The sequence below is a fragment of the Borborobacter arsenicus genome (genome assembly GCF_003934165.1).
Lineage (GTDB): Bacteria > Pseudomonadota > Alphaproteobacteria > Rhizobiales > Rhizobiaceae > Pseudaminobacter > Pseudaminobacter arsenicus.
Map to the genome: position 1 here is coordinate 115,015 of NZ_RKST01000014.1, position 22,317 is coordinate 137,331.

The window sequence follows — 22,317 nt, forward strand, 5'->3', positions numbered from 1 at the left end:
CAAGGTCGGCGGCATTGCCGCCACCTTATTTCGCATGCCGTCACGGCGTCTTGGACATCCATTATCTGGTTCACAAAATTCGCTTGCGCACGCTTGACAAGGGCTCACTCGTATCTTCATAATCCGAAAATAATTTCGTTAGGCGAAATTGATGAAACTGGCGAAACTACCGATGCAGATCGGTCGCGGCCAGTCAGGAGGGGATGGAGAAGTGGGGCCATTACGCGTTGCAGTGCTGGTCGGGAGCGCCAGGCAGGGTTCGTTGAACCGGAGCCTTGCGCTGGCGATGATGCGCCTTGGCGATGACCGCCTCGCCTTCGATGTTCCGGCGCTCGACGAGTTGCCCCTGTTCAACCAGAGCGTTCTCGAGGCCGGTATGCCGCAGCCGGTCGCACGTTTGCAAAGCACAATCCAGGCGGCCGACGGCGTCCTGATCGTGACGCCGGAGCACAACCGCTCCATCACCGCTTTGCTGAAAAACGCACTGGACTGGCTGTCGCGACCGGCGGGCGCCAATTCCTGGACCGGCAAGCCGGTGGCGATTGCCGGTGCCTCGGCTGGCCGGCTGGGCACTGTAGCGGCGCAGCAGCATCTGCGCGCGATATTGGGCTATCTCGACATGCCGACCATGGGGCAACCGGAAGTCTATCTCCAGCTCACAGCCAGTTTGATCACGCCGGAAGGCGACATCACTGACGAATCCACCAAGGCCTTCCTGCAGGGCTACATGCACAAGTTCCACCATTGGGTGCGGACCCACCGCAGGGTCGACGCGCCGGCGCTCGGTTAGTTAAGCGAGATTGGGAAAACCTCATGAAGATCGGCAAACAGAACTCACCATTCCAGTCCATCTGCACGTCCAATCCGGACACCATCGTCGTGCGGGGCCACGACCTGGTCGAAGATCTTGTCGGCTCGATCTCCTTTACCGAACATGTCTGGCTGCTGATCACCGGCCAACTGCCGACGGTGCCGCAGCGGCGGATCCTCGATGCGACGCTCGTATCGATTGCAGAGCATGGCATGGTGCCCAGCGTGCAGGTGAGCCGCATGACGCTGGCGGCCGCGCCGGAGGCCCTGCAGGGTGCGGTGGCCGCCGGCCTGCTGGGCTGCGGCTCGGTCATTCTGGGCGCGTCTGAAGATGCAGGCCGGCTGTTCCAGGAAATTCTGGAGGAGCAGAAAAGCACGTCCGCCGCGATGGCGGCTGCGACCGAAGTCGTGCTTCGCCGCTATCGCGCCGAAAAGCGCGCCATTCCGGGCTACGGCCATCCTTTGCACAAGGGTCGCGATCCGCGCGCCGAAAAGCTGGTCGCCTTAGGCGAAAGCACAGGTACGGCCGGCGTCTATGCCGAGATTGCCCGCACGGTGGAGACCGTGTTGCCCGACGTGATCGGCAAGGCGCTGGTGATGAATGTGTCGGGTGCCATCCCCTGTGTGCTGCTCGATGCCGGCTATCCATTGCTTGCGCTGAAGGGCGTGCCGCTGCTGGCCCGCACTGCTAGTCTCGTCGCCCATCTGCTTGAAGAACAGCAGCGCTCCATCGGTTTCATCATGTCACGCGGCGCAGCCGGCGTCATCGAATATGACGGCCCGGCGCCTGACGGCTTCGTGGCCAACGAAAATTAAGGCATCCCATGACCAGCGTATTGGACGGAATCCGTATCGTCGAACAAGGCACCTTCATCACCGGGCCATGCGCCGGGATGATGCTGGCGGATCTCGGCGCAGACATCATCAAGGTGGAATCGGCCGGCAATGGCGACCCTTACCGGGCCTTCAAGACCGGTTTTTACAGCGCCCATTTCCAGGCCTATAACCGCAACAAGCGTGCCATCGGCCTCAACCTGAAAGACGGGGGCGACCGCGACATATTCTACAAGCTGATCGCCCAGTCGGACGTCTATATCCAGAATTTCCGGCCGGGTGCTGCCGCGCGCTTCGGTGCGGATTTCGAGACGCTGATCAAGGTCAACCCGAAGCTGATCTACTGCTCGATCAGCGGCTTCGGGCCGGACGGCCCTTATGCGCAGCGGCCGGTCTATGATTCCGTCGCGCAAGCGGTCAGCGGCTTCCTCAGTGTTGCCATCGATCCCAAGCAGCCACGCTTCATCGGCCCGGCGCTGGCGGATGCGATCACCGGCATCTATGCCTCGCTCGGCATCTCGGCGGCTCTTGTCGAGCGCAGCCGCACGGGTAAGGGAAAGCGCATCGACATCTCGATGCTGGAGGCCATGATGCATTTCGCGGTGGAGCCGTTCATGGGCTATTTCGCGCTTGGTGAAGAGCCGAGCGGCACCGACCGGCCACGGCTGGCACAGGCCTATATCATGCGTTGCAAGGACGGCAAGCTGTTCGCCTTTCATCTCTCGTCGCTGGATAAATTCTGGGATGCGCTGGTGGAAGCGACCGGCGCGCAGCATCTTGCCGCCGACCCGCGCTTTGCTACGCGCCTGCTGCGCATCGACAATTACGACGCCTTGAACCAGGCGCTGAACGAGATCTTCGCCACCCGTAACCGCAGCGAATGGACGGAACGGTTTTCGGCTTTTGACGTGCCCTTTGCGCCGATCAATTCGATCTCGGATGTGCTCACCGATCCGCAGGCGCAGCATCTGGGCATGATCGTGCCGGTCGCCGAGCGCGTTGAAGGCGCATACAAGTCGGTCCGCCCGGCCTATTCGTTCGATGGCAAGCGTGCGAAGGAGGTGACAGCCGCCCCGGTCGTCAACCAGCATGGCGCCGCCATCCGCGAGGCGCTGGCGCGCTCGCCTATGGCATGGCCGCGAAGGGAAACAGAAACGATGCCGGCTGCCGCGCAGGCATAGGCCAGCAAGGCAAGGCTCAGGAGGGAGGAGAATCAATGGCAAAGCTGGCAGCCGTGCTCGCCACAACGCATCACCCATTCTATCTGAAGGCGACGACCGCCCCGGTAGAACAGCAGATTCCGCAGGCCGCAGAATGGAAACGCAAGGTCGAGGCCTATCGCGAAACCTTGACGAAAGCCGAGCCGGAACTTCTGGTGATGGTCGGGGCTGACCATTTCCACCAGTTCTTCCTGGACAATTATCCGCAATTTCTGATCGGCAAGGCGCCTCGCTACGACGCGACCTTCTATAATGAGGAGCGGGAATTCGGCATTCCGAAATATGTCCTGGAAGGCCATGAAGACCTTTCGAACTTCATGCACAAGGGTCTGTTGGCGCGCGGCTTCGATTTCGCCTTCAGCAATGAGCTGAAGCTCGACCACTCGATCATCTGTCCGATCATCACCACGAGGCCGCAGGCCGATCTGCCGGTGGTGCCGATCTACACCAATATCTTCGCTCCGCCTTTGCCCTCGCCGAAGCGCTTCTGGGAGTTGGGGCGGGCCATTCGCGAGATCATCGACGAATATCCCTCCGACAAGCGCATCGCCGCGATCGGCTCCGGACACCTGTCGCTTGAGCTTGGCGGACCGCGCCAGTTCCGGGAGACTGGTCCCGACCCGGAATTTGACCGCCAGGCAATCGAATGGCTGTCGACGGGCAATATCGATGCCATTCTTGCCAATGTCACCCATGAGAGCATGGCTAGAAGCGGCAACGCCACGCATGGCTTCATGGACCTCATTCTGATGATGGGCATCGCCGGGCCGATCCCCGCTGCCTATAGCGACAGCCTGAGCCTCTTCCATACGATGGAAGCCTATATCACCTGGTACCCGGAAGGAGCGGCGCAATGAGCAGATATTACGTCAACAAGTTCCTTTATACCGTCGACCGGGACCCCGAGCTGCTGCGCCGGTACAAGGAAGATCCGCGCAATCTCGTTGCCACCTGGGAGCAGTCGATCGGCCCGAAGCTGAGCGATGTCGAAACGTCGACCGTGCATAGCTTGACCGACGCCGAACGCGAGGCGCTCATCAATCATGATATTGTCGCCCTGTTCGAGATGGGGGCGCATTTCTTCCTGTCGCTGACAATATTCATTGCCATCTATGACGACGAATGGACGGCCAAATACGGGCCGCTCTCGTTCCAGCGAGATTTCGCCAAGCGCCTCGCCCATTGGGAAGGTCGTGACTACCCGCCGGTCGGGGAGTGAGGCTTTACCCTCGGCAGGTATTTCCGGGCATGCCTTAACTGCATGCTCGGAGATATTTCAGGCGCATGCGGCGGCAGCTGCCGCGCCGATGCAGCAACGATATCCGACTGCTCGGTCGATCTGCCTGGGGCTACCAGTCGGCGGATTGCCTGTCCTTTGTGACGCTACATGATTTCGGTCACGACACAAAAAATCGACGTTAAGCGAAAAATATTTCGTTGACCGAAATACTGAGGGATGTTAGAGTTTGATTATTGGTGGGAGGACCAATGATGAAGAGTGCGCAGAATGCCCTTCTTCCAACGGGCCTTACCTCCGTCAACGCGAATAGCCGAGGTTCGGGCGTATGGACGGTGTAAGACTGCAGATTTCCGGCCTGCATTGCGGCTACATGACGCCTGACCGAGGCTTGGTGCCCGCAGTGGAAGGTGTGGATCTGGCATTGAACCGCAACGAGTTCGTGTCGATCATCGGCCCGAGCGGTTGCGGAAAATCGACCCTATTCAACATCATTGCCGGGCTCTTGAAGCCGACTTCCGGCGAAGTTGCGCTGGACGGCAAGGAGATTGTCGGTCGCCCCGGTCATGTCGCCTATATGATGCAGCGCGACCTGCTGCTGCCCTGGCGTACCATCCTCGACAATGTCGTGCTCGGGCCGGAGCTTGCCGGCAAGCCGATGGAACCAGTGCGCAACCGGGCACTCGCCTTGCTGCGCCGCTTCGGCCTCGAGGGCTACGAGAACTCCTATCCGACCGCGCTCTCCGGCGGCATGCGCCAGCGTGCGGCGCTGTTGCGAACGATCATGTGCGAGCGTTCCGTGGTTCTGCTCGACGAGCCCTTCGGAGCGCTGGACGCACTGACCAGGGCGACCATGCATGAGTGGCTTCTGGGCATCCAGCGCGAGTTTCAGCAGACCATGATCCTCATCACTCACGACCCGGATGAAGCCGTCTATCTGTCGGACCGTGTCTATGTGGCGACGCCGCGGCCGATGAGCTTTGCCGGCATCGTGCCGATCACTTTGCCCTATGACAGAGGGCGGGACGTGACCATGACTCCTGAATTCGCCGACCATAAGCGGCAGGTTCTTGCCCTGTTGCGCGGCGACAAAGGTGCGACTGACGCCCTGCATTGAACTTTCAGCGCAACGTCCCCCGCCGGACCAGCTATTCGACGAAGGCACCGTAATGAACGCGCAGAAAACAAACCACGCTTCCTTCCTTTCTCGTCTCGGCGATGCCGCATTGCCGCTTGGCATTGTGGTCGCTTTGCTTGCGATCTGGGAGGCCGCTGTCCATCTTCTGCAGATACAGCCCTTCGTGTTGCCGGCGCCGACCGAGATATTCAAGGAACTGATGATCAGCGGGCCAACCGTGATCCTGCCGCAGCTGCATGTGACCATGGCCGAGACGATGGCCGGCTATCTCGCCGCCATTGTGGTTGCAGCGGTCTTGAGCGTGCTCATTCTCTATTCTTCCGCTTTCAGGCGGGGCGTGTTGCCGCTCGTCGTGGCATCGCAGACCATCCCGATCATCACCATGGCGCCGGTGCTGGTGATCTGGTTCGGCTATAACAGCCTGCCGCGCATCATCATCACCGCGATCGTCGCCTTCTTTCCGCTGACGATTGCCGCCGTGACCGGGCTGAAAAGCCTCGAGCCGCACTTCATCGATTTCTTCCGCTCGCTCAATGCCACGCCGGCGCAGATATTCTTCAAGCTGCGGCTGCCGGTGGCCCTGCCCAGCATCTTTGGCGGGTTGAAGGTGGCAGCAACGCTTGCCGTGATCGGCGCCACCATCAGCGAATGGGTCGGCGCGAGCCAGGGTATCGGCTACCTGATTGCCCAGGATACCGCCTTGCTTAACACTACCCGCGTTTTCGCCTCGCTGACTGTGCTTGGCATCGCCGGTATGGCGCTGTTCGGCCTGGTCGGCCTGATCGAGCGCTTGTCTATGCCGTGGATCTACGCCCGTCCGACTATGGCCTGGCTGCGGGCCCAGCGCAGCCCGCAATCACCCGCTGCGGCGGTTGCACGCCCAAGGCAGTAGCCGCCGCCCTCGCTACCGATTTCCTAAGCCTGCCATAACAACAGACGCTCAACCGTCGCAAATAAGGGGAAGCAAAACATGACTGTCATAAATAAATTGAAACCATTGGCCTGCGTCGCCGTCGCTGCATTGGCATCGACGCTTGCATTGACCAGTTCGCTCACCGCTGCCGAACTGACCAAGTTCAGATATGCGCTGATTGCCAAGCCCGGCATCTGGGACGCTGCCGTGCTCAACGGCATCGACAAGAAGTTCTTCGCCGACGAGGGGCTGGAGCTGGAACTGATCTCGCCGACTTCGCCGGCGGACGGCCTGAAGCTCGTGGCGACTGGCGGCGCCGAGCTTGCCACGGCGCATTCGACCGACGTCATCATTGCCCGCAGCAAGGGCCTGCCGGTGGTGTCGATCGGCACCAACCATCAGACCGGTACGACGGGTGTTCTGGTGCCGGCAGAAGCCGGTGTGAAGGATATCAAGGAGCTCGAAGGCAAGAATGTTGGCATCACCGGCATTCCCTTCAACAAGGTCATGCTCGAGCACAGCCTGAAGTCCGGCGGCGCCGATCTCTCCAAGGTCAATATTGTGACCGTCGGCTTCACGCAGATGCCGCTGCTGCTCAGCCAGCGCATCGATGCGCTCGGCGACGCGATCAGCTGGGACGAGCCGCCGATCTACAATGTGCAGATCAAGAAGCCGGCCGACGACAAGTCGACCTATACCTATTTCACCTTCACCGATTATGGCGTGCCGCGCTTCTACACTTTCGGCCTCGTGGGTGACGAGGAAGCGCTGAAGGCCGAGCCGGACAGCTACAAGGCTTTCCTGCGCGCCTGGCGCAAGAGCGTCGAGTGGATGATGGCCAACCAGGCGGATGCCGCCGACGGTGTCATCAAGCAGATTCCGTCGATCAGCAAGGAGGAGGCAGTCGTTTCCCTGGCAGAGATCGCACGCATTTCGGTTAGCCCGGAAACCGAGGCGAACGGCATTGGCTGGCAGGACGTCGCCGTGTGGGAGAAGCAGGAAAAGTTCATGCTAGAGAACGGTCTGATTTCGACCGACGTCGATGTCAGCAAGGCCGTCACGAACGACTACCTGAAATAGCCCGATCGGCATTTGCCGCCGGCACGGTCGGGTGGACGTAAAATGCCCGACCGTGCCTCTTTATTAGACGACTTGAGCAGTAGGGCACAGATTGAGTGACGATGCTCCCAAACACAGAAATTGCATAAGGACCTTCGATCATGTCGGCCATCTTCGAACAGAAAAAAGGCAGCTACCTCATCCGTGGTGGAGCGGTGATTACGGTCGACCGGTCGGTCGGCACGCTGCCGCGTGCCGACGTGCTCGTCCGCGACGGCCGTATCGAGAAGGTTGCAGAGAGCATCGAGGCGGATGGTGTCGAGATTGTCGACGCCAGCAACATGATCGTCATGCCGGGCCTGATCGATTCCCACTACCATATGTGGAGCACGCTCGGCCGCAACTTCATCTCCGATGGCGGCTATGAATATTTCCCGGCGAAATGGGCGACCGCTGCACTTTATGACGCCGAGGATTTCTACAACAGCGTCAGGCTCGGCCTGGCCGAACTCGCCAATGGCGGTGTCACGACGGTGCATAACTGGTCGCACAACAATCGTTCGCCCGCCCATGTCGATGCCGAGCTGCGGGCGCATCGCGACTCCGGCCTGCGCGCCCGCTACGCCATGGGCCATATCGACAAGATGCCGGTCGATCAGGTGAACCGCTATGAAGACCTGCCGCGCGTTCGGGACGTATGGTTTGCCGACCCGTCGCGGCTGCAGGGGCTGGTCCATCTCGGCGTCAATCTGCGCGGCCCGATCCAGAGCAATATCGAAGTCTTCTATGAAGAAATGGAGATGATGCTTAAGCTCGGGCTTCCTGTCGCCATCCATGCCAGCCAGGCCGCGCCGAATACGGACGATGCCGCTGACTATGAGCGCCGCGGCTTCCTCGGGTCTAATTTCCTGTTCTGCCACTATATCGCAGCCACGCAAAGCGACCGGGAGGCGATGGCGCGCACCAGGACGCCGCTGAGCTATGCGACGCACTCCGAACTGCGCCTCGGCGAAACCGGCGATGCCCGGCGCGCGCTTCTGAAGATGCGCGAGGCGGGTGTGATGGTCTCGCTGTCGTCGGACGCAACCTCGATTGCGCCGCCGAACATGCTGGAGAACATGCGCCTGACTTGGAACATGGGTATCCCATGGCAAGGCAGCGACACCGAACACCTGCCGCCGATCGGCCTGCACGAGGTCATCGAGATGGGCACCATCAACGGTGCCCGCGCGCTCGGCCTTGGAGATGTCACCGGTTCGCTTATGCCCGGAAAGCAGGCCGATATCATCCTGATCCGCACCGATGACGTAAACATCGCCCCGCTCGCCAATATCGAGGCGACGGTGGTGATGTCGGCAACGCCTGCCAATATCGATACCGTCATGGTCGATGGCCGCATCCTCAAGCGTGGCGGCAAGCTGGTCGGCGCCGATGTGCCGAATATTGTCGGCAGTGCGGGAAAGTCGGCTATGCGTATCCGCACGGCGGCCGGCGGCATCCTCACCCCGCAATGCCCGGGTTGCGCCGGCAATGCGGTGTATCGCGCCACGCAATGTTGAGGCGGGAAAATTTCTGGGAGGGGCGGCTATGCTTGAACAGATCACCGTGTGGGCGCTGGTGCTGATTTTCGTCGGCTCAGCCTATCTCAATCTCACCGGGCCCGAATTCGTGAAGGCCGAATTCGCGCATTGGAACTATCCGCCCTGGTTGCGCCTAGCGGTGGGCATCATGGAACTGGCGGCTGCGGCTGGGTTGCTGTTTGCAACCAGCCGCAGCCTGGGCGCCCTGCTGGCATTGGCGATCCTGGCCGGGGTGGTGTTCTCGCTCGGCAAGACGCAGGAATGGCTGCGTATGCAGTTCCCGCTGCTGATGGGCGCGCTCTGCATCGGCCTCATTCTATAGAGGCGCGCTGTGTCGATGTCGGCGCAGTTTTGCAGCATGATCTGTCCGAAAGTCTGCAAACCTTCAAGATCGTGTCCTATACCGAGCGCGTGATACCGCCGTCGACGCGGATGTTCTGGCCGGTGATATAGCTCGACTTGTCGCTGGCCAGGAAGGCGATGAGTTCCGAGACTTCCTCGACGCGGCCATAGCGGCCCATCGGAATGCGCTCGCGGCGTTCCTCGCGCTCTGCCAGGCTGTCAATGAAGCCCGGCAGCACATTGTTCATGCGGATGTTCTCGGCCGCATATTTATCGGCATAGAGCTTGGTGAAGGCGGCAAGCCCGGCGCGGAACACGCCCGACGTGGGAAACAGCGCCTCCGGCTCGAAGGCCGCATAGGTCGAGATATTGACGATGGAGCCGGATTTCTGCGTCTGCATCGCCGGGGTGACCAGGCGCGCGACCCGCACGGCGTTGAGCAGATAGGTCTCCATGCCCAGATGCCAGTCCTCGTCGCTGATTTCCAGCACCGGGGCGCGTGGCCCATGGCCGGCGCTGTTGACGGCGGCGTCGACGCGGCCCCATTTTTCCAGTGCGGCATCGACAAGGCGCTTCAGGTCGTCATTGGAGCGGTTCGAGCCGGTGACGCCGATGCCGCCCAGCTTTGTCGCAAGCGCTTCGCCCTTGCCCGACGAGGACAGGATCGCGACCTTGAACCCGTCTTCAGCGAGTTTGCGTGCCGCATCGGCGCCCATGCCACTGCCGCCGGCGGTGATGATCGCTACCTTGACTTCGGACATCTTCGAAAGCCTCTCTCTTCATTGCTGGTCGGCGAAACCTAAGCACCATGCGGCGAAACAAGCGCCTGGACCAATAGGTGGCCAGCCCTATCGCATCAAGGCCGTGGGCACCATCTTGACGCAATCGACCCTTTGGCCGACAGATCATGCAGCCGAGCGCGCCGCGCCGGATCAGTCTTTCGGAGGCTTGATTTGTCCCTGTCCGGCATCGTGCAGCTCGCCGCCTCGACGGCGATATTCCTGCTTGCGGCAACTGTCGCCAAATATTGGGCGCTGGCGCCAGGCCTCGGCAAGCTGGCGCTGACCCTGCTGCTCTATTCCCTGGGTAATCTGATCATGCTGCGGCTGGTGCGCGAATTCGGCATGTCGTCGGCCTTCAGCCTGTCGGCGGTGATCCAACTGGTGGCCGTCAATGTGATCGCGCTGGCCTATTTCAGCGAGCGGCTCGGCACTGTGCAGAGCGCGGGGCTTGTGCTGGCGGTCGTTGCGGTCGGCATGATCATGTTCGGACCGGCAGCCGCGAAGTAGGCGGGCGTTGGGGGGGTAGAATTTCGGCTTTTATACTGCCCCTCATCCCCTGCCGGACCTTCTCCCCGTAAACGGGGAGAAGGAGGCAACGGCGACATCGAGGATAGCCGCCTCCCGCGAGCGGGGAGAAGAGGGAAGTTGCGAGCTATCAGACGGCGATCTTGCCGCCGCCCTGTTTGGTGATGGCCACGACCGCCGGACGCACCGGCATGTCGTCCTTGAAGTCGGGCCAGCGGGTGGAAAGGTCCTCGTAATAGGACGGGCGGCCGAAGCCTTCCCAGTCGTCGCCGCCATCGCCCGGATGCTGGACGGCGACGAAGGCGGTCTCGTCATCCGGCGTGAACAGCGGCCCGCACATTTCGGCGCCGACCGGCACGCGGAAGAACAGCTTGGAGGTGGCGCGCGCCTCGCCTTCTGTGTCCACCGCCCACAGCCCATCGGTACGTCCGGTGGCCTTGGGCGAGTTGCCGTCAGTCGAGATCCACAGGCGGCCGGCCGAATCCACGGCGCAATTGTCCGGCATGCCGAACCAGCCATTGGCGGTGGTTGAGGTGGAGAAGGAAGCGCCGACTTCGGCAACCGACGGATCGCCACATTTCAGCAGCACTTCCCACTTGCCCTTGGTGGCTGCGAAATCGCCGCCTTCCTCGACCAGCTCGATAATGTGGCCGAAGGCGTTCTCGGCGCGCGGATTGGCGGCGTCGACCTGGTCGTCCTTACGCTTGGTGTTGTTGGTCAGCATGACATAGACCTTGCCGTTGACGCCATTGGGCTGGATGTCCTCCGGGCGGTCCATCTTGGTCGCGCCGAGCAGGTCGGCGGCACGGCGGGTCTCGATCACGACATCGGCCTGGCTGGCAAAGCCATTTTCGGGCGTCAGCGGTCCCTGCCCATGCACCAGCGGCAGCCATTCAAAATTGCCGTCCTCAGCGAATTTGGCGACATAGAGCGTGCCCTCATCAAGCAAATCCATATTGGCAGCCCGGTCGTCCGGATTGAATTTTCCGGCGGTCACGAATTTGTAGACATAGTCGAAGCGCTCGTCGTCGCCGAGATAGAAGACGACCTGGCCGTCCTTGGCAACGATGGATTCCGCACCCTCATGCTTGAAGCGGCCGAGCGCGGTGCGCTTCTTCGGCGTCGAATTGGGGTCGTTGACATCGACCTCGACGATCCAGCCGAAGCGGTTGGGCTCGTTGGGCTCCTTGGCGACGTCGAAGCGGTCGTAGAAGCCGGCCCATTGATAGGTGCCTTCCGGAATGCCGAGGCGCTCGTAATTGGCCGCTTCCGGATGGTCGGCCGGTAATTCACCGCCAAAATAGCCATGGATGTTTTCCTCGGCCATGATGTAGGTGCCCCAGGGGGTGACACCGCCGGCGCAATTGTTGATGGTTCCAAGGACCTTCGTGCCGGTTGCGTCGGCATTGGTCTTCAGCCGATCATGGCCGGCAGCCGGGCCGGTGATCTGCATCGGCGTGTCGGCGGTGATGCGGCGGTTCAGCTTGCCTTCCTTGACGACCTGCCATTTGCCGTCTGCTTTGCGGATTTCGACCACCGTGCCGCCATGAGCCGCAATCTCGATGTCGACCTGTTCCTTGGTCAGCGGGGCCATGGTGATCTTGCCTTCGGCAAGGGTGACAAGGCCGGGGAACATCAGATGCGGGTCGGTATATTCATGGTTGACCACCAGCAGGCCGTGCTCGGCCGAGCCGTCGATCGGGATATAGCCGACATAGTCGTTATTGTAGCCGAACTGGCGGCGCTGGGCGTCGGCGCTCTGCTTGGTCGGATCGAATTCCGGTGCATCGGCAAACAGGCCATCGCCCCAGCGCAGCAGCACATCGGCATCATAGCCGGCGGCGACATGATGCTTTTCGTCAATGCCGGCCTCGACCTCGTCGAAGGAAAAGGCCGAGCCGCTCGCGGCGCGGGCATTGTCGGCGGTGATCAGCGCGATCGGGCTGACGGTCGCGGCGATCGCGGTTGCCGCCAGCGAGCCTTGCAGGAAGCCGCGGCGCGAGAAACGCGCGGCGATGACCTCGCCCATCGTCCGGTTCTGGGTCGGGTTGCGGCTCGGCCCGTCATTCTCCTCAAGCCGGCTGGTGCGGAATTTCTGGTCGGGAGAGAGATGTTCGTTCATCACGGTTTTCCTCTGGCTTCATCCATGGCTGGAGACGGGGCCACCGCTAGCCTCGCTGCATAACAGCAACATGACAGGCGCCATGGTGCAGTCGCGCGTTGCACACCGCCGGCAGCCTGCCTATTGAGGAGGAGATGATAAAACCACTATCGCCCTTGCGCGTCAAAATCGAATTCATCGTGTTGCTCGCCTTGCTGGTCATTGCCGGCGGGCTATGGGGCTTCGTCGAATTGATGGAGGTCGCGCGTGATGCCGAGCCACACGGTTTCGACACCGAAATCCTGCTGGCTTTCCGTGTCGCCGGCGACCCGTCTTCCCCCATCGGCCCGGCCTGGATGGAAGAAGCGGTGCGCGACGTCACCAGCCTTGGCGGCACGGTGGTGCTGATCTTCATCACGCTTTCAACGATCGTCTATCTGCTGCTTGCCCGCAAGCCGGCAGCCGCGCTGTTCGTGTTCGCCGCAATTGCGGGCGGCCAGATATTGTCCAGCGTGTTGAAGCTCGGCATCGACCGGCCGCGCCCGGACCTCGTCTCGCATCTGGTCGAAGTGCATACGCTAAGCTTCCCGAGCGGTCATGCGATGCTTTCGGCGGTCACCTATCTGACCCTCGGCGCGCTTCTGACGCATATTCTGCCGGACCGCGCCACAAAGCTCTATGTGCTTTTCCTGGCGGTGCTGGTGACGTTTTGCGTCGGGGTAAGCCGCATCTATCTGGGCGTGCACTGGCCTTCCGACGTTCTTGCCGGATGGTGTGCCGGCACTGCCTGGGCGATGCTGTGCTGGCTGATCGCCCGCTGGTTCCTGAAGCGAGAGCGAAACGGAGACGATGTCTGATGCCTGGTAAGTCTAAACTGATGCTTGAAACATCATTATGATTGTATCATACATTGATTTTGCGGACTCAGGCAGGAGCCCCGACCAATGATCACAGCAGCGCAAATGCGCGCCGCAAGGGCGTTGGCCGGCATCGATCAGAAGACGCTCGCCGAACTTGCCGGCGTTTCGCTGCCCACCATCCAGCGGATGGAGGCAAGCGATGGTGTGGTGCGGGGGGTGGTCGATACGCTGGTCAAGGTGATCCAGGCGCTGGAAAGCGCGGGCGTGGAGCTGATCGGCGAAAACCAGCCGAGCGAGAGCGGCGGCCGGGGTGTGCGCCTCAGGCAACCTGGCCCCGGCGGGACTTCCGGCTGATCCGCACAACAGGCGTGGCCTGGCTTTCAGGTGCGCACAGCGGAAGACAGAGATGAGCGAACGCCACCGGACCGGCGCGAGCCGGCCACAACCGAGTTTTTCAGAACTGTTCACCCCGAAACTGGTGACGGTACTGCGTGAAGGCTACTGCTTCGCGCATTTTCGTGCCGATGCCATCGCCGGCCTTACCGTTGCCATCGTGGCGCTGCCGCTTTCCATGGCAATCGCCATCGCCTCCGGCGTCGGGCCTGAGCGGGGGCTGTTCACGGCCATTGTCGGCGGCTTCATTGTCTCGCTGCTGGGCGGCAGCCGCTTCCAGATCGGCGGGCCAGCCGGCGCCTTCATCGTGCTGGTGGCGGCAAGCGTCGAGCGGCATGGCGTCGACGGGCTGATCCTGGCAGCGATGATGTCAGGCGTCTTCCTTGTTATCACAGGCTATCTGCGGCTTGGAACCTATATCAAATTCATTCCCTATCCGGTGACGGTCGGCTTCACCGCAGGCATTGCGGTGATCATCTTTGCCAGCCAGCTGCACGACCTGTTCGGCCTGACGTTGGCTGAGAAGGAACCGGGCGACCTGCTGCCCAAGCTGATCATGCTCGGCCAAGCCATGGGAACCGTCAATGGCGCAGCAATAGCTGTGGCGGTGCTGACGATCGCCACGATTGCCGGGCTCAAGCGCTGGCGGCCGGGCTGGCCGGGTTTCCTGATCGCGGTGGGGCTGGCCTCGCTCGCCGTCACTATTTTTAACCTGCCAGTGGAGACGATCGGCACGCGCTTCGGCGGTATTCCGCGCATGTTGCCCGAACCCGCGCTGCCTTCCTTCAGTCTCCACAAGGCCGTGGCCGTGCTTCCCGACGCCATCGCCTTCACGCTTCTGGGCGCGATCGAATCGCTGCTGTCGGCCGTCGTCGCCGACGGCATGACCGGGCGGCGGCACCGTTCCAATTGCGAACTGGTGGCGCAGGGCTTTGCCAATATCGGCTCGGCGCTGTTCGGCGGCATCTGCGTGACGGGAACCATCGCGCGCACGGCGACCAACATACGCGCCGGTGCGCATGGCCCGGTGTCGGGAATGCTCCACGCAGTCTTCCTCTTGCTGTTCATGCTGGTTGCCGCCCCGCTCGCCAGCTACATTCCGCTTGCTGCCCTTGCCGGCGTACTCGCCATCGTCGCCTGGAACATGGTGGAACGGCCTGCCTTTGCTGCCCTCATCCGCTCCTCGCGCGGCGATGCGCTGGTGCTGCTCGCCACGTTCGGCCTGGTCATCTTCCGCGATCTGACCACCGGTATCGTCGTCGGTTTCGCGCTTGGGGCGCTTCTGTTCATCGACCGGATGGCCAAGGCGATCGAGGTGGAAGCGCATGCGCCGGTCGTCATGGAGGACCGTGCCGATACGGCCAATGGCGACCGCGTCGCCTATGACGCGGCCGAAGCCAGCGACCCCGAAACCGTAGTCTACCGGATTTCCGGCGCCTTCTTCTTCGGCGCGGCTTCGACCGTGGGTGCGGTTCTCGACCGGATCGCCGACAGGCACAAGAATTTCGTGCTCGACTGCTCGGCGGTGCCGTTCCTGGATTCGACGGCGGCAAATGTCATCGAAGGCGTGGGGCGCAAGGCAGAAAATGCCGGTGTCCGATTCTTCATCACCGGCGCGTCGCCGCAAATGCGCAAGATGCTGGCCACCCATGGCGTGAAGCCTCCACATGTCCATCATCGAGCTACCATCGACAGCGCCCTTGCACAGATCAGGGCAGACAGCCGCAGGGACGATCAGCCCGTCGTCTGAGGTTCTTTCGCCGGGCGGTTGACAGCACGCCAATTTGGCCTGATACTTAACTTTATGGTTAAGTATGCCGATGCCGATCTCGACCGCACCTTTGCCGCCCTTGCCGATCCGACCCGGCGGGCGCTGCTGACGCGATTGGAAAAGGAAGACAGCCTTTCGGTGAGTGAACTGGCACGGCCGTTTCCGGTCTCGCTGCCGGCGATCATGAAGCATCTGGACGTGCTGTCGGATGCCGGCCTGATCACCCGTGCAAAGACCGGACGCACTGTCGCTTGCCGCTTGAATGCCGGGCCCATGGAAGAGGCAATGAACTGGCTCGCTCGTTATGAGCGCTTCTGGTCGGCCAGCCTCGACCGGCTCGCCAGATTTGTCGAGGAGACCGGAGAGGAGGATCGATGAACGCAAAACCCAGCCTGACCCTGAAACGCCGGCTGAACGCCACGCCGCGGAAGGTCTACGACGCCTGGACAAGGGCGGAGAGCATGAAGGCCTGGTGGGGGCCGCAGGAGGGCGACGAGGTGCTGCTTCTGGAAACCGACGTGCGCGTCGGCGGAAGCTTCCACATCGTTTTCCGTGCCCTGGATGGAGAGGAGCACAGCGTCAGCGGCACCTATCGCGAGGTGGTGCCTGATGAAAAGCTGGTGTTCAGCTGGGCGTGGCGCTCGACGCCGGAACGCGAATCCCTGGTGACGGTGGCGCTGCGGCCGGAAGGCGAGGGCACCATGCTGACGCTGACACATGAACAATTCTTCGACGAAAAGGCACGCGACAATCACCGCATGGGCTGGATGGGGGCTCTGGACAAGCTGGAACGGCATTTCGCCTGACCCGCCTACATAGGAGGAAAGCAGATGCAACCGCACAAGATCGTATCCCAAGGCGAGTGGATGGCCGCGCACAAGGTGCATCTCGCCAAGGAAAAGGAATTTACCCGGATGCGCGACCGCCTGCGCGCCGAGCGGCTGGCGCTGCCCTGGGTGCGGGTCGACAAGACCTATGAATTCGACACACCGGAGGGCCGCAAGACGCTGGCCGAACTGTTCGACGGGCGCAGCCAGCTTGCAATGTATCATTTCATGCTTGGGCCTGACTGGAAGCAGGGCTGCGTCGGCTGTTCCTTCGGCGCCGACCATTTCGATGGAGCCAATCTGCACCTGCAGCATCATGACGTGACGTTCCTGGCCGTATCGCGCGCGCCGCTGGAAAAGATCGAGGCCTATAAGAAGCGCATGGGCTGGAAATTCCCCTGGGTCTCCTCGTTCAGCAGCGACTTCAACTATGATTTCAACGTGTCCTTCCACAAGGAGGACATCAAGGCCGGCCGGGCCATCTACAACTACGTGCCGCTCGATTACGAGATGGACGAACTGCACGGAACCACCGCCTTCTACAAGGACGAGAAGGGCGACATATTCCGTACGTTCTCCCGCTATGCGCGCGGCGACGAGGATATCATGGGCACTTATATGATCCTCGACATCATGCCCAAGGGCCGCAATGAAAGCGGCACCATGGACTGGGTCAAGCGGCATGACGAATATGAATCGGCTGAACGGGTTCAGGCTGCATCCTGACGATGCGGGCGGAGGTGACTCAAGCCTTGTGCTTGCTGTCCTCGACGGTGTCCTGCCGGTCGGCGTCATCGACGCCGGCCGATTTCATTTCTTCCGGCTTGCTGTCGCCCCAGACCACGGTCTTGTAGTCGAAGCCATATTCCAGCGTCGGCTTGACGATCTGGAAATAGGGCGACAGGTCGAAGTCGCGCGGCGTGTAGAGCGAATGGTGGCGGATATGCAGGATCTCCCGGCGCATATAGGTCGATTGCGCCGAGGCGCGGCCGGGGGCGAGCGTGATTTCCGGCAGGATAGGATAGCGGATGCCGCCATAGGCCTCCGCGATCATCGATGAGCAGATGGCGCGTGTCGGATCGCCGGAGCCGAAGGCGAGCAGGCGCCGCCGCCACCGTACCGGCACCGGCGGCGTCGGCATGAAATAGCGCAGCATGTCGACAATATTTTTCAGGTCGTATTTGAGGCCGAGCCTAGCGATCATGAAATCCACGACCTTCTGGCGGTCGTCGGGCGTCAGCCCGCGCGCGCGGCAGATGCGCGTATTGTAGGTGCGATATTTCGACAAGGGCACGGCCACGCAGCCTTCGCCGAGATTGACCTCGATCAGGCGGGGGCGCTCCGAGCCGTCTTCGGGCTCGGGCAGGGCGTCGCCGACATAGAGGCATGAATGCGACCATGTCGACTGGGTCAGATATTTGATGGCAGCCGAAATGTGCTGATTGCCCTCGACCAGCAGAATGTCTCCCGGTTGCAGCGTGCGGCGCAGGATCTCTGGATCGGACGGCGTATAGGGCTGATAGCCGGAGGATTCCTGCTGCAGCCGGCCGGCAAGCCAGCGGCCGAGCCGGTCGAGGAGCGTGTCGGTCTGCGCCGTCATGATTGCTCCACAGGCCGGCTGCCTATGGCGAGCGTGGCGTTGTAATAGGCCGCCTCGCCGGTCACCTCCCGCCCGAGCCACGACGGCAGGTCGCCACCCGGCACATCCTCGGCGGTTTCCAGCTCGGCGATCACGAGACCCTGCAATTCTCCCGCGAATAGATCGACCTCGTAGAGGCGGTCCTTGTGGCGGACGATATAGCGGGTCTTCTCGATGATCCGACCGACGGCGAAGCCGCGCATCTCTTCGGCCTCGGCAAGCGTGATCGCATATTCGAACTCGTCACGCATGCGCGCCTGCGTGCCGAATTTCAGCGTTAGCCGCGCCTCCGTGCCGTCCTTTATGCGGATGCGTACCGAACGATCCTCCGCCGCCACGAGATAGAATTGCTGAAGCCTGGCGGAGCGCTCCACTTCGCTGCGCCAGCCTTCCCCCGACACCAGAAATTTGCGCTCGATCTCCTTCGCCATGGTGGGAGAATAAAGCCTACCGAAGCCCCTGGAGCAAGCGTGCTTGACTTTAATCATTCGTTTGATTAAATAGGAAAAATGAAAGGTACCACTGCAGCTTCCGGACGTGGCAAGGCTCCGGTTCCCTCGGCCGACCAGACCCGTGCAGCACTGGTGCGGGCGGCACTGAAGCTCTTCGGCAGCCAGGGCTTCACCGGCACGTCCACGCGCGAGATCGCGACGCTCGCGCGCGCCAATATCGGCTCGATCGCCTATCATTTCGGCGGCAAGGAGGGGCTCCGCCTCGCCGCGGCCGACCACATTGTCGAAACGATCCAGACCGTCGCCGGCCAGGCGCTTGGGGGCTTCGACGCGATCAGCGAACCAGCTTCGACCCCGGAGGCCGCGCAGGCGCAATTGCATGCTGCTCTCGACCGCATGGTGCTTTTCATCGTCGCGCAGCCCGAGGCCGGCGAGATCGTGCAATTCCTGCTGCGCGAGCTTTCGCATCCGACCGCCGCGCTGGACCGCATCTATAGCGGCGTGTTCGAGCCGGTGCATCGGAGGCTCTGCATGGTCTGGGAGGCTGCGACCAGCGAGCCTGCCGACAGCGACCGCACGAAGCTCGCCATCTTTACGCTGATCGGGCAGGTCGTCTATTTCCGCATCGGCCGCGAGGCGGTGCGTCGCCGCATGGGCTGGGAGGCCATCGGCCCGGCGCAGGCCGCGCTGGTGACGGCGGTCGCCAAGGACAATCTCGACGCCATGCTGGCTTTCAGGAAGGGCGTCTCGCGCGAGCGGGAGGGCAGCCTATGAGCCTGCTTTGCGCCATTCCCTTTGCGGCTTCGGTGTTTTCATCCTGCACCGCAGTCTCGCCACTGGCGGTCGGCTATGTCGAGGGCGACTATGTCCTCCTGGCGCCGATCGAAGTGGCGCAGGTGCAGTCGCTCGCGGTCAGGCGTGGTGACCATGTCGAGGCCGGCCAGACGATTGGCATGCTTGAGATCGCCGACGCCGAAATAGCTGTGGCGCAAGCGGAAGCCGCCCTGGCGCAGGCCGAGGCGCAACTCGCCGACCTCAGGCTCGGCAAGCGCCCGGAAGAGATCGCGGTGCTGGAAGCGGCGGTTCGCTCGGCCGAGGCCAAGGCGGAGGAGGCAGACCGCGTACTTTCGCGTGTGACCGACCTGTTCAGGCGCGGCATCGCCACACAGGCGCAGTTCGACGAGGCTTCTACCTCGGTGGAGGTCGCCAAGGCGGAAATCGGACAAAGCAAGGCCAATCTGGCGGTGGCAGGGCTACCCGCCCGGGCCGAGACGATCAGGGCCGCCGAGCAACAGGTGAAGGGCGCGCAGGCGCAACTGGAGCAGGCGCGCTGGCGGCTTTCCCGGCGGACGATCCAGGCTCCCTCGGCCGGCCGCATCAGCGACGTCATCCGCAATCCGGGCGATGTGGCCGGCCCCTCGGCGCCGGTGATCTCCATGCTGCCGGACGGTGCCGTGAAGCTGAAGGTCTATGTACCGGAAGCCTCCTTCTCGTCGATCAGTCCGGGAACTAAGCTTTCCGTGCGCTGCGACGGCTGCGGTCCGGATCTGAAGGCGACTGTTAGCTATGTATCGCCCGAGCCGGAATTCACGCCCCCGGTGATCTACTCGCTGGAGACGCGCCAGAAGCTGGTCTATCTGGTGGAAGCACGGCCCCAGGGTGATGCCGGCCCGCTGCAGCCGGGGCAGATCGTCGACGTCGTCCTGGCGTCCGAATGAATGGTGGCGATACGCCATGAACGCCATTGAAGTCAGGAACCTGGTCAAGCGCTTCGGCGACAAGACGGTCGTCGATCATGTGACCATGAGCGTTGCCGAGGGCGAGATCGTCGGCTTCCTGGGGCCCAACGGTTCTGGCAAGACGACGACGATCCGCATCATGTGCGGGTTGCTGACGCCAGATGCCGGCGAGGGCACGGTGCTCGGCCATAACCTTCTGACCGACAGCCTGAAGATCAAGCGCGAGGTCGGCTATATGACCCAGAAATTCTCGTTCTACGAGGACCTGACCATCGGCGAGAATCTCGAATTCGTGGCGCGTCTCTATCAGCTCAGGCCGGCCGGAGAATATGTCGGCCGCACGCTGGAGGAACTGGGCCTCGCCTCGCGCCGGGACCAGCTTGCCGGCACGCTTTCCGGAGGCTGGAAGCAGCGCCTGGCACTTGCCGCCTGCATCATGCACAAGCCGCGGCTGCTTCTGCTCGACGAGCCGACCGCCGGCGTCGACCCCAAGGCAAGACGCGAATTCTGGGACGAAATCCACCGGCTGGCGCGCGACGGGCTGACCGTGCTGGTTTCCACCCATTATATGGACGAGGCCGAGCGCTGCCACCGCATCAGCTACATCTCCTACGGCAGGCTGCTCGCCACCGGCACGGTCGAGCAAGTCATCGAAAATGCCGGACTGACGACTTTCATCGTCACCGGGCCTGATCTGAATGAAGTGGCGGCGGAGTTGGAGGGCAGGCCCGGCGTGGAACAGGTGGCGCCCTTCGGCACGACGCTGCATGTCGTCGGCTCGAACCGGCAGCTGCTTGAGAAGACCCTGAAGGAGATCGGCCGGCGCAAGGGCACACGTGTCGAGCCCGGCGAGACCAGCCTGGAGGATGTCTTCATCCAGTTCATGGCCGGGTCGAAGGACAATATGGCATGAGGAATACGGTCTTTTCCTTTGCCCGCCTCGGCGCATTGCTGACCAAGGAATTCATCCAGATGCGGCGCGACCGCATCACCTTCGCCATGATGCTGGGGGTGCCGCTGATGCAACTCGTGCTCTTCGGCTACGCCATCAACAATGATCCGAAAGGCCTGCCGGCGGCGCTGGTGGCAACCAGCCAGGACCAATATACGCGGGCGATCGCCTCGGCCCTGGAAAACACCGGCTATTATCGCTTCGACCATGTCGTGCAGAGCGCCGCCGAGGCCGAGGCGCTGATGGCGGAAGGCGCCGTCTCCTTTGTAGTGACCATTCCCAGCGACTTTGCCCGCCGGGTGGAGCGGCGCGACGAGCCGCGCATATTGATCGAGGCGGACGCCACCGACCCGTCGGTCGCAAGCAATGCGATTTCGACGCTCAGTACGGTTGCAAGCCAGGCTTTGCTGCGCGAGCAAGGCATGCAGGCCGAGGCCGCGGAACAGGCCAAGCAGCAGCTTCAGGTCATCGTGCATCGGCGCTACAACCCCGAGGGCATCTCGCAATACAACATCGTGCCCGGCTTGCTCGGCGTCATCCTGCAGATGACCATGGTGATGATGACGTCGATGGCGCTGACGCGCGAGACCGAGCGCGGCACGATGGAAAATCTGCTGGCCATGCCCACCAGCCCGGTCGAGATCATGCTCGGCAAGGTGCTGCCCTATCTCGTTGTCGGTGCGGTACAGGTCATGGTGGTGCTGGCGGCGGCAACGCTGATGTTTGCCGTGCCCTTCGTCGGCTCCATGCCGCTGCTGTTTTCGGCGATCCTGATCTTCGTGTTGTCGCTGGTGCTGCTTGGCTACACCATTTCGACGGTCTCCCACACGCAGATGCAGGCCATGCAGCTGACTTTCTTTTTCTTCCTGCCCTCGCTAATGCTGTCGGGCTTCATGTTTCCATTTCGCGGCATGCCGGACTGGGCCCAATGGCTGGGCGAAATCTTTCCGCTGACGCATTTCCTGCGCATTATCCGGGCGGTGATGCTGAAGGGCGCGAACTTCGCTGCCATTTCAACCGAGATCGCCGCGCTGACGATCTTCGTCATCCTGTTTGCCGCAATGGCACTGTTCAGGTTCCGCCGTACGCTCGACTGAGTATCGGCGGCAAAAAGCCAAATCGTTGGCTTTTCGCCAGCCTCCG

The 22,317-nt window shown here is 62.1% G+C and carries 25 protein-coding genes; 21 read left to right on the top strand and 4 right to left on the bottom strand.

Going from position 1 to position 22,317, the window contains the following annotated elements; translation table 11 throughout:
* The first annotated feature begins 151 nt into the window (after positions 1-151).
* From EET67_RS16420 to EET67_RS25675, 10 genes are all read left to right on the top strand, one after another.
* Positions 152-790, top strand: a complete 639-nt coding sequence (locus EET67_RS16420) for an NADPH-dependent FMN reductase (RefSeq protein WP_245450959.1) — start codon at positions 152-154, stop codon at positions 788-790.
* A 23-nt stretch (positions 791-813) separates the two neighbouring features.
* The gene (locus tag EET67_RS16425) at positions 814-1,626 is read left to right on the top strand and encodes a citryl-CoA lyase (protein WP_128627279.1); all 813 of its coding nucleotides are present in this window, start codon (positions 814-816) and stop codon (positions 1,624-1,626) included.
* 8 nt (positions 1,627-1,634) lie between these two features.
* A complete protein-coding gene (locus EET67_RS16430; protein WP_128627280.1) occupies positions 1,635-2,825 on the top strand; it encodes a CaiB/BaiF CoA transferase family protein in 1,191 nt (396 codons plus the stop codon).
* Positions 2,826-2,860: 35 nt separating this feature from the next.
* Positions 2,861-3,721 (top strand): DODA-type extradiol aromatic ring-opening family dioxygenase, encoded by an 861-nt coding sequence (locus tag EET67_RS16435; protein ID WP_128627281.1) that lies wholly within the window; start codon positions 2,861-2,863, stop codon positions 3,719-3,721.
* Positions 3,718-4,083: a hypothetical protein gene (locus EET67_RS16440; protein ID WP_128627282.1), complete on the top strand. Its 366-nt coding sequence runs from the start codon at positions 3,718-3,720 to the stop codon at positions 4,081-4,083. The genes EET67_RS16435 and EET67_RS16440 overlap by 4 nt, the downstream gene beginning before the upstream one ends.
* Before the next feature lie 346 nt (positions 4,084-4,429).
* On the top strand, positions 4,430-5,218 hold the full coding sequence (locus tag EET67_RS16445) for an ABC transporter ATP-binding protein (protein WP_210211132.1): 789 nt from the start codon (positions 4,430-4,432) through the stop codon (positions 5,216-5,218).
* 52 nt (positions 5,219-5,270) lie between these two features.
* Positions 5,271-6,131, top strand: coding sequence for an ABC transporter permease (locus tag EET67_RS16450; RefSeq protein ID WP_128627283.1), 861 nt, complete (start codon positions 5,271-5,273; stop codon positions 6,129-6,131).
* A gap of 78 nt (positions 6,132-6,209) precedes the next feature.
* Positions 6,210-7,232 carry an ABC transporter substrate-binding protein gene (locus EET67_RS16455; protein ID WP_128627284.1) on the top strand — a complete coding sequence of 341 codons (1,023 nt, stop codon included), beginning with the start codon at positions 6,210-6,212 and terminating at the stop codon, positions 7,230-7,232.
* A 140-nt stretch (positions 7,233-7,372) separates the two neighbouring features.
* On the top strand, positions 7,373-8,770 hold the full coding sequence (locus EET67_RS16460; protein ID WP_128627285.1) for an amidohydrolase family protein: 1,398 nt from the start codon (positions 7,373-7,375) through the stop codon (positions 8,768-8,770).
* Positions 8,771-8,798: 28 nt separating this feature from the next.
* Positions 8,799-9,113: a DoxX family protein gene (locus EET67_RS25675; RefSeq protein ID WP_165899930.1), complete on the top strand. Its 315-nt coding sequence runs from the start codon at positions 8,799-8,801 to the stop codon at positions 9,111-9,113.
* A 76-nt stretch (positions 9,114-9,189) separates the two neighbouring features.
* Here the strand turns inward: EET67_RS25675 and EET67_RS16470 are convergent, their stop codons facing one another.
* Complete coding sequence (locus EET67_RS16470) at positions 9,190-9,894, bottom strand: SDR family oxidoreductase (protein ID WP_128627287.1); 705 nt, start codon at positions 9,892-9,894, stop codon at positions 9,190-9,192.
* 192 nt (positions 9,895-10,086) lie between these two features.
* On the opposite strand from EET67_RS16470, the gene EET67_RS16475 reads away from it, so the two are divergent.
* Positions 10,087-10,422 (top strand): hypothetical protein, encoded by a 336-nt coding sequence (locus EET67_RS16475; RefSeq protein ID WP_128627288.1) that lies wholly within the window; start codon positions 10,087-10,089, stop codon positions 10,420-10,422.
* A 148-nt stretch (positions 10,423-10,570) separates the two neighbouring features.
* Here EET67_RS16475 and EET67_RS16480 read toward each other — a convergent pair whose 3' ends face one another.
* Complete coding sequence (locus EET67_RS16480; RefSeq protein WP_128627289.1) at positions 10,571-12,562, bottom strand: PhoX family protein; 1,992 nt, start codon at positions 12,560-12,562, stop codon at positions 10,571-10,573.
* A gap of 134 nt (positions 12,563-12,696) precedes the next feature.
* On the opposite strand from EET67_RS16480, the gene EET67_RS16485 reads away from it, so the two are divergent.
* The 6 genes from EET67_RS16485 (at position 12,697) to EET67_RS16510 (ending at position 17,118) form a co-directional block, all read left to right on the top strand.
* The gene (locus EET67_RS16485) at positions 12,697-13,398 is read left to right on the top strand and encodes a phosphatase PAP2 family protein (protein ID WP_128627290.1); all 702 of its coding nucleotides are present in this window, start codon (positions 12,697-12,699) and stop codon (positions 13,396-13,398) included.
* Positions 13,399-13,485: 87 nt separating this feature from the next.
* On the top strand, positions 13,486-13,755 hold the full coding sequence (locus tag EET67_RS16490; RefSeq protein ID WP_128627291.1) for a helix-turn-helix domain-containing protein: 270 nt from the start codon (positions 13,486-13,488) through the stop codon (positions 13,753-13,755).
* 52 nt (positions 13,756-13,807) lie between these two features.
* On the top strand, positions 13,808-15,544 hold the full coding sequence (locus EET67_RS16495; RefSeq protein WP_128627292.1) for a SulP family inorganic anion transporter: 1,737 nt from the start codon (positions 13,808-13,810) through the stop codon (positions 15,542-15,544).
* Positions 15,545-15,598: 54 nt separating this feature from the next.
* Positions 15,599-15,943, top strand: a complete 345-nt coding sequence (locus EET67_RS16500) for an ArsR/SmtB family transcription factor (RefSeq protein ID WP_128627293.1) — start codon at positions 15,599-15,601, stop codon at positions 15,941-15,943.
* Positions 15,940-16,371: an SRPBCC family protein gene (locus EET67_RS16505; protein WP_128627294.1), complete on the top strand. Its 432-nt coding sequence runs from the start codon at positions 15,940-15,942 to the stop codon at positions 16,369-16,371. The genes EET67_RS16500 and EET67_RS16505 overlap by 4 nt, the downstream gene beginning before the upstream one ends.
* Before the next feature lie 24 nt (positions 16,372-16,395).
* On the top strand, positions 16,396-17,118 hold the full coding sequence (locus tag EET67_RS16510; RefSeq protein WP_128627295.1) for a DUF899 domain-containing protein: 723 nt from the start codon (positions 16,396-16,398) through the stop codon (positions 17,116-17,118).
* A gap of 19 nt (positions 17,119-17,137) precedes the next feature.
* Here EET67_RS16510 and EET67_RS16515 read toward each other — a convergent pair whose 3' ends face one another.
* Both EET67_RS16515 and EET67_RS16520 read right to left on the bottom strand, forming a co-directional pair.
* Positions 17,138-17,992: a YiiX/YebB-like N1pC/P60 family cysteine hydrolase gene (locus tag EET67_RS16515; RefSeq protein ID WP_128627296.1), complete on the bottom strand. Its 855-nt coding sequence runs from the start codon at positions 17,990-17,992 to the stop codon at positions 17,138-17,140.
* Entirely contained in the window at positions 17,989-18,462 is a 474-nt protein-coding gene (locus tag EET67_RS16520; protein ID WP_128627297.1) for a CYTH domain-containing protein, read from the bottom strand. The genes EET67_RS16515 and EET67_RS16520 overlap by 4 nt, the downstream gene beginning before the upstream one ends.
* Before the next feature lie 78 nt (positions 18,463-18,540).
* On the opposite strand from EET67_RS16520, the gene EET67_RS16525 reads away from it, so the two are divergent.
* From EET67_RS16525 to EET67_RS16540, 4 genes are read left to right on the top strand one after another with little or no spacing between them, the layout of a single operon-like run.
* Complete coding sequence (locus tag EET67_RS16525) at positions 18,541-19,257, top strand: CerR family C-terminal domain-containing protein (RefSeq protein WP_128627298.1); 717 nt, start codon at positions 18,541-18,543, stop codon at positions 19,255-19,257.
* Positions 19,254-20,201, top strand: coding sequence for an HlyD family secretion protein (locus tag EET67_RS16530; RefSeq protein ID WP_128627299.1), 948 nt, complete (start codon positions 19,254-19,256; stop codon positions 20,199-20,201). The genes EET67_RS16525 and EET67_RS16530 overlap by 4 nt, the downstream gene beginning before the upstream one ends.
* A 16-nt stretch (positions 20,202-20,217) precedes the next feature.
* Positions 20,218-21,135, top strand: coding sequence for an ABC transporter ATP-binding protein (locus EET67_RS16535; RefSeq protein WP_128627300.1), 918 nt, complete (start codon positions 20,218-20,220; stop codon positions 21,133-21,135).
* Positions 21,132-22,271 (top strand): ABC transporter permease, encoded by a 1,140-nt coding sequence (locus EET67_RS16540; RefSeq protein ID WP_128627301.1) that lies wholly within the window; start codon positions 21,132-21,134, stop codon positions 22,269-22,271. Before EET67_RS16535 ends, EET67_RS16540 begins: the two co-directional genes overlap by 4 nt.
* Positions 22,272-22,317: the final 46 nt, after the last annotated feature.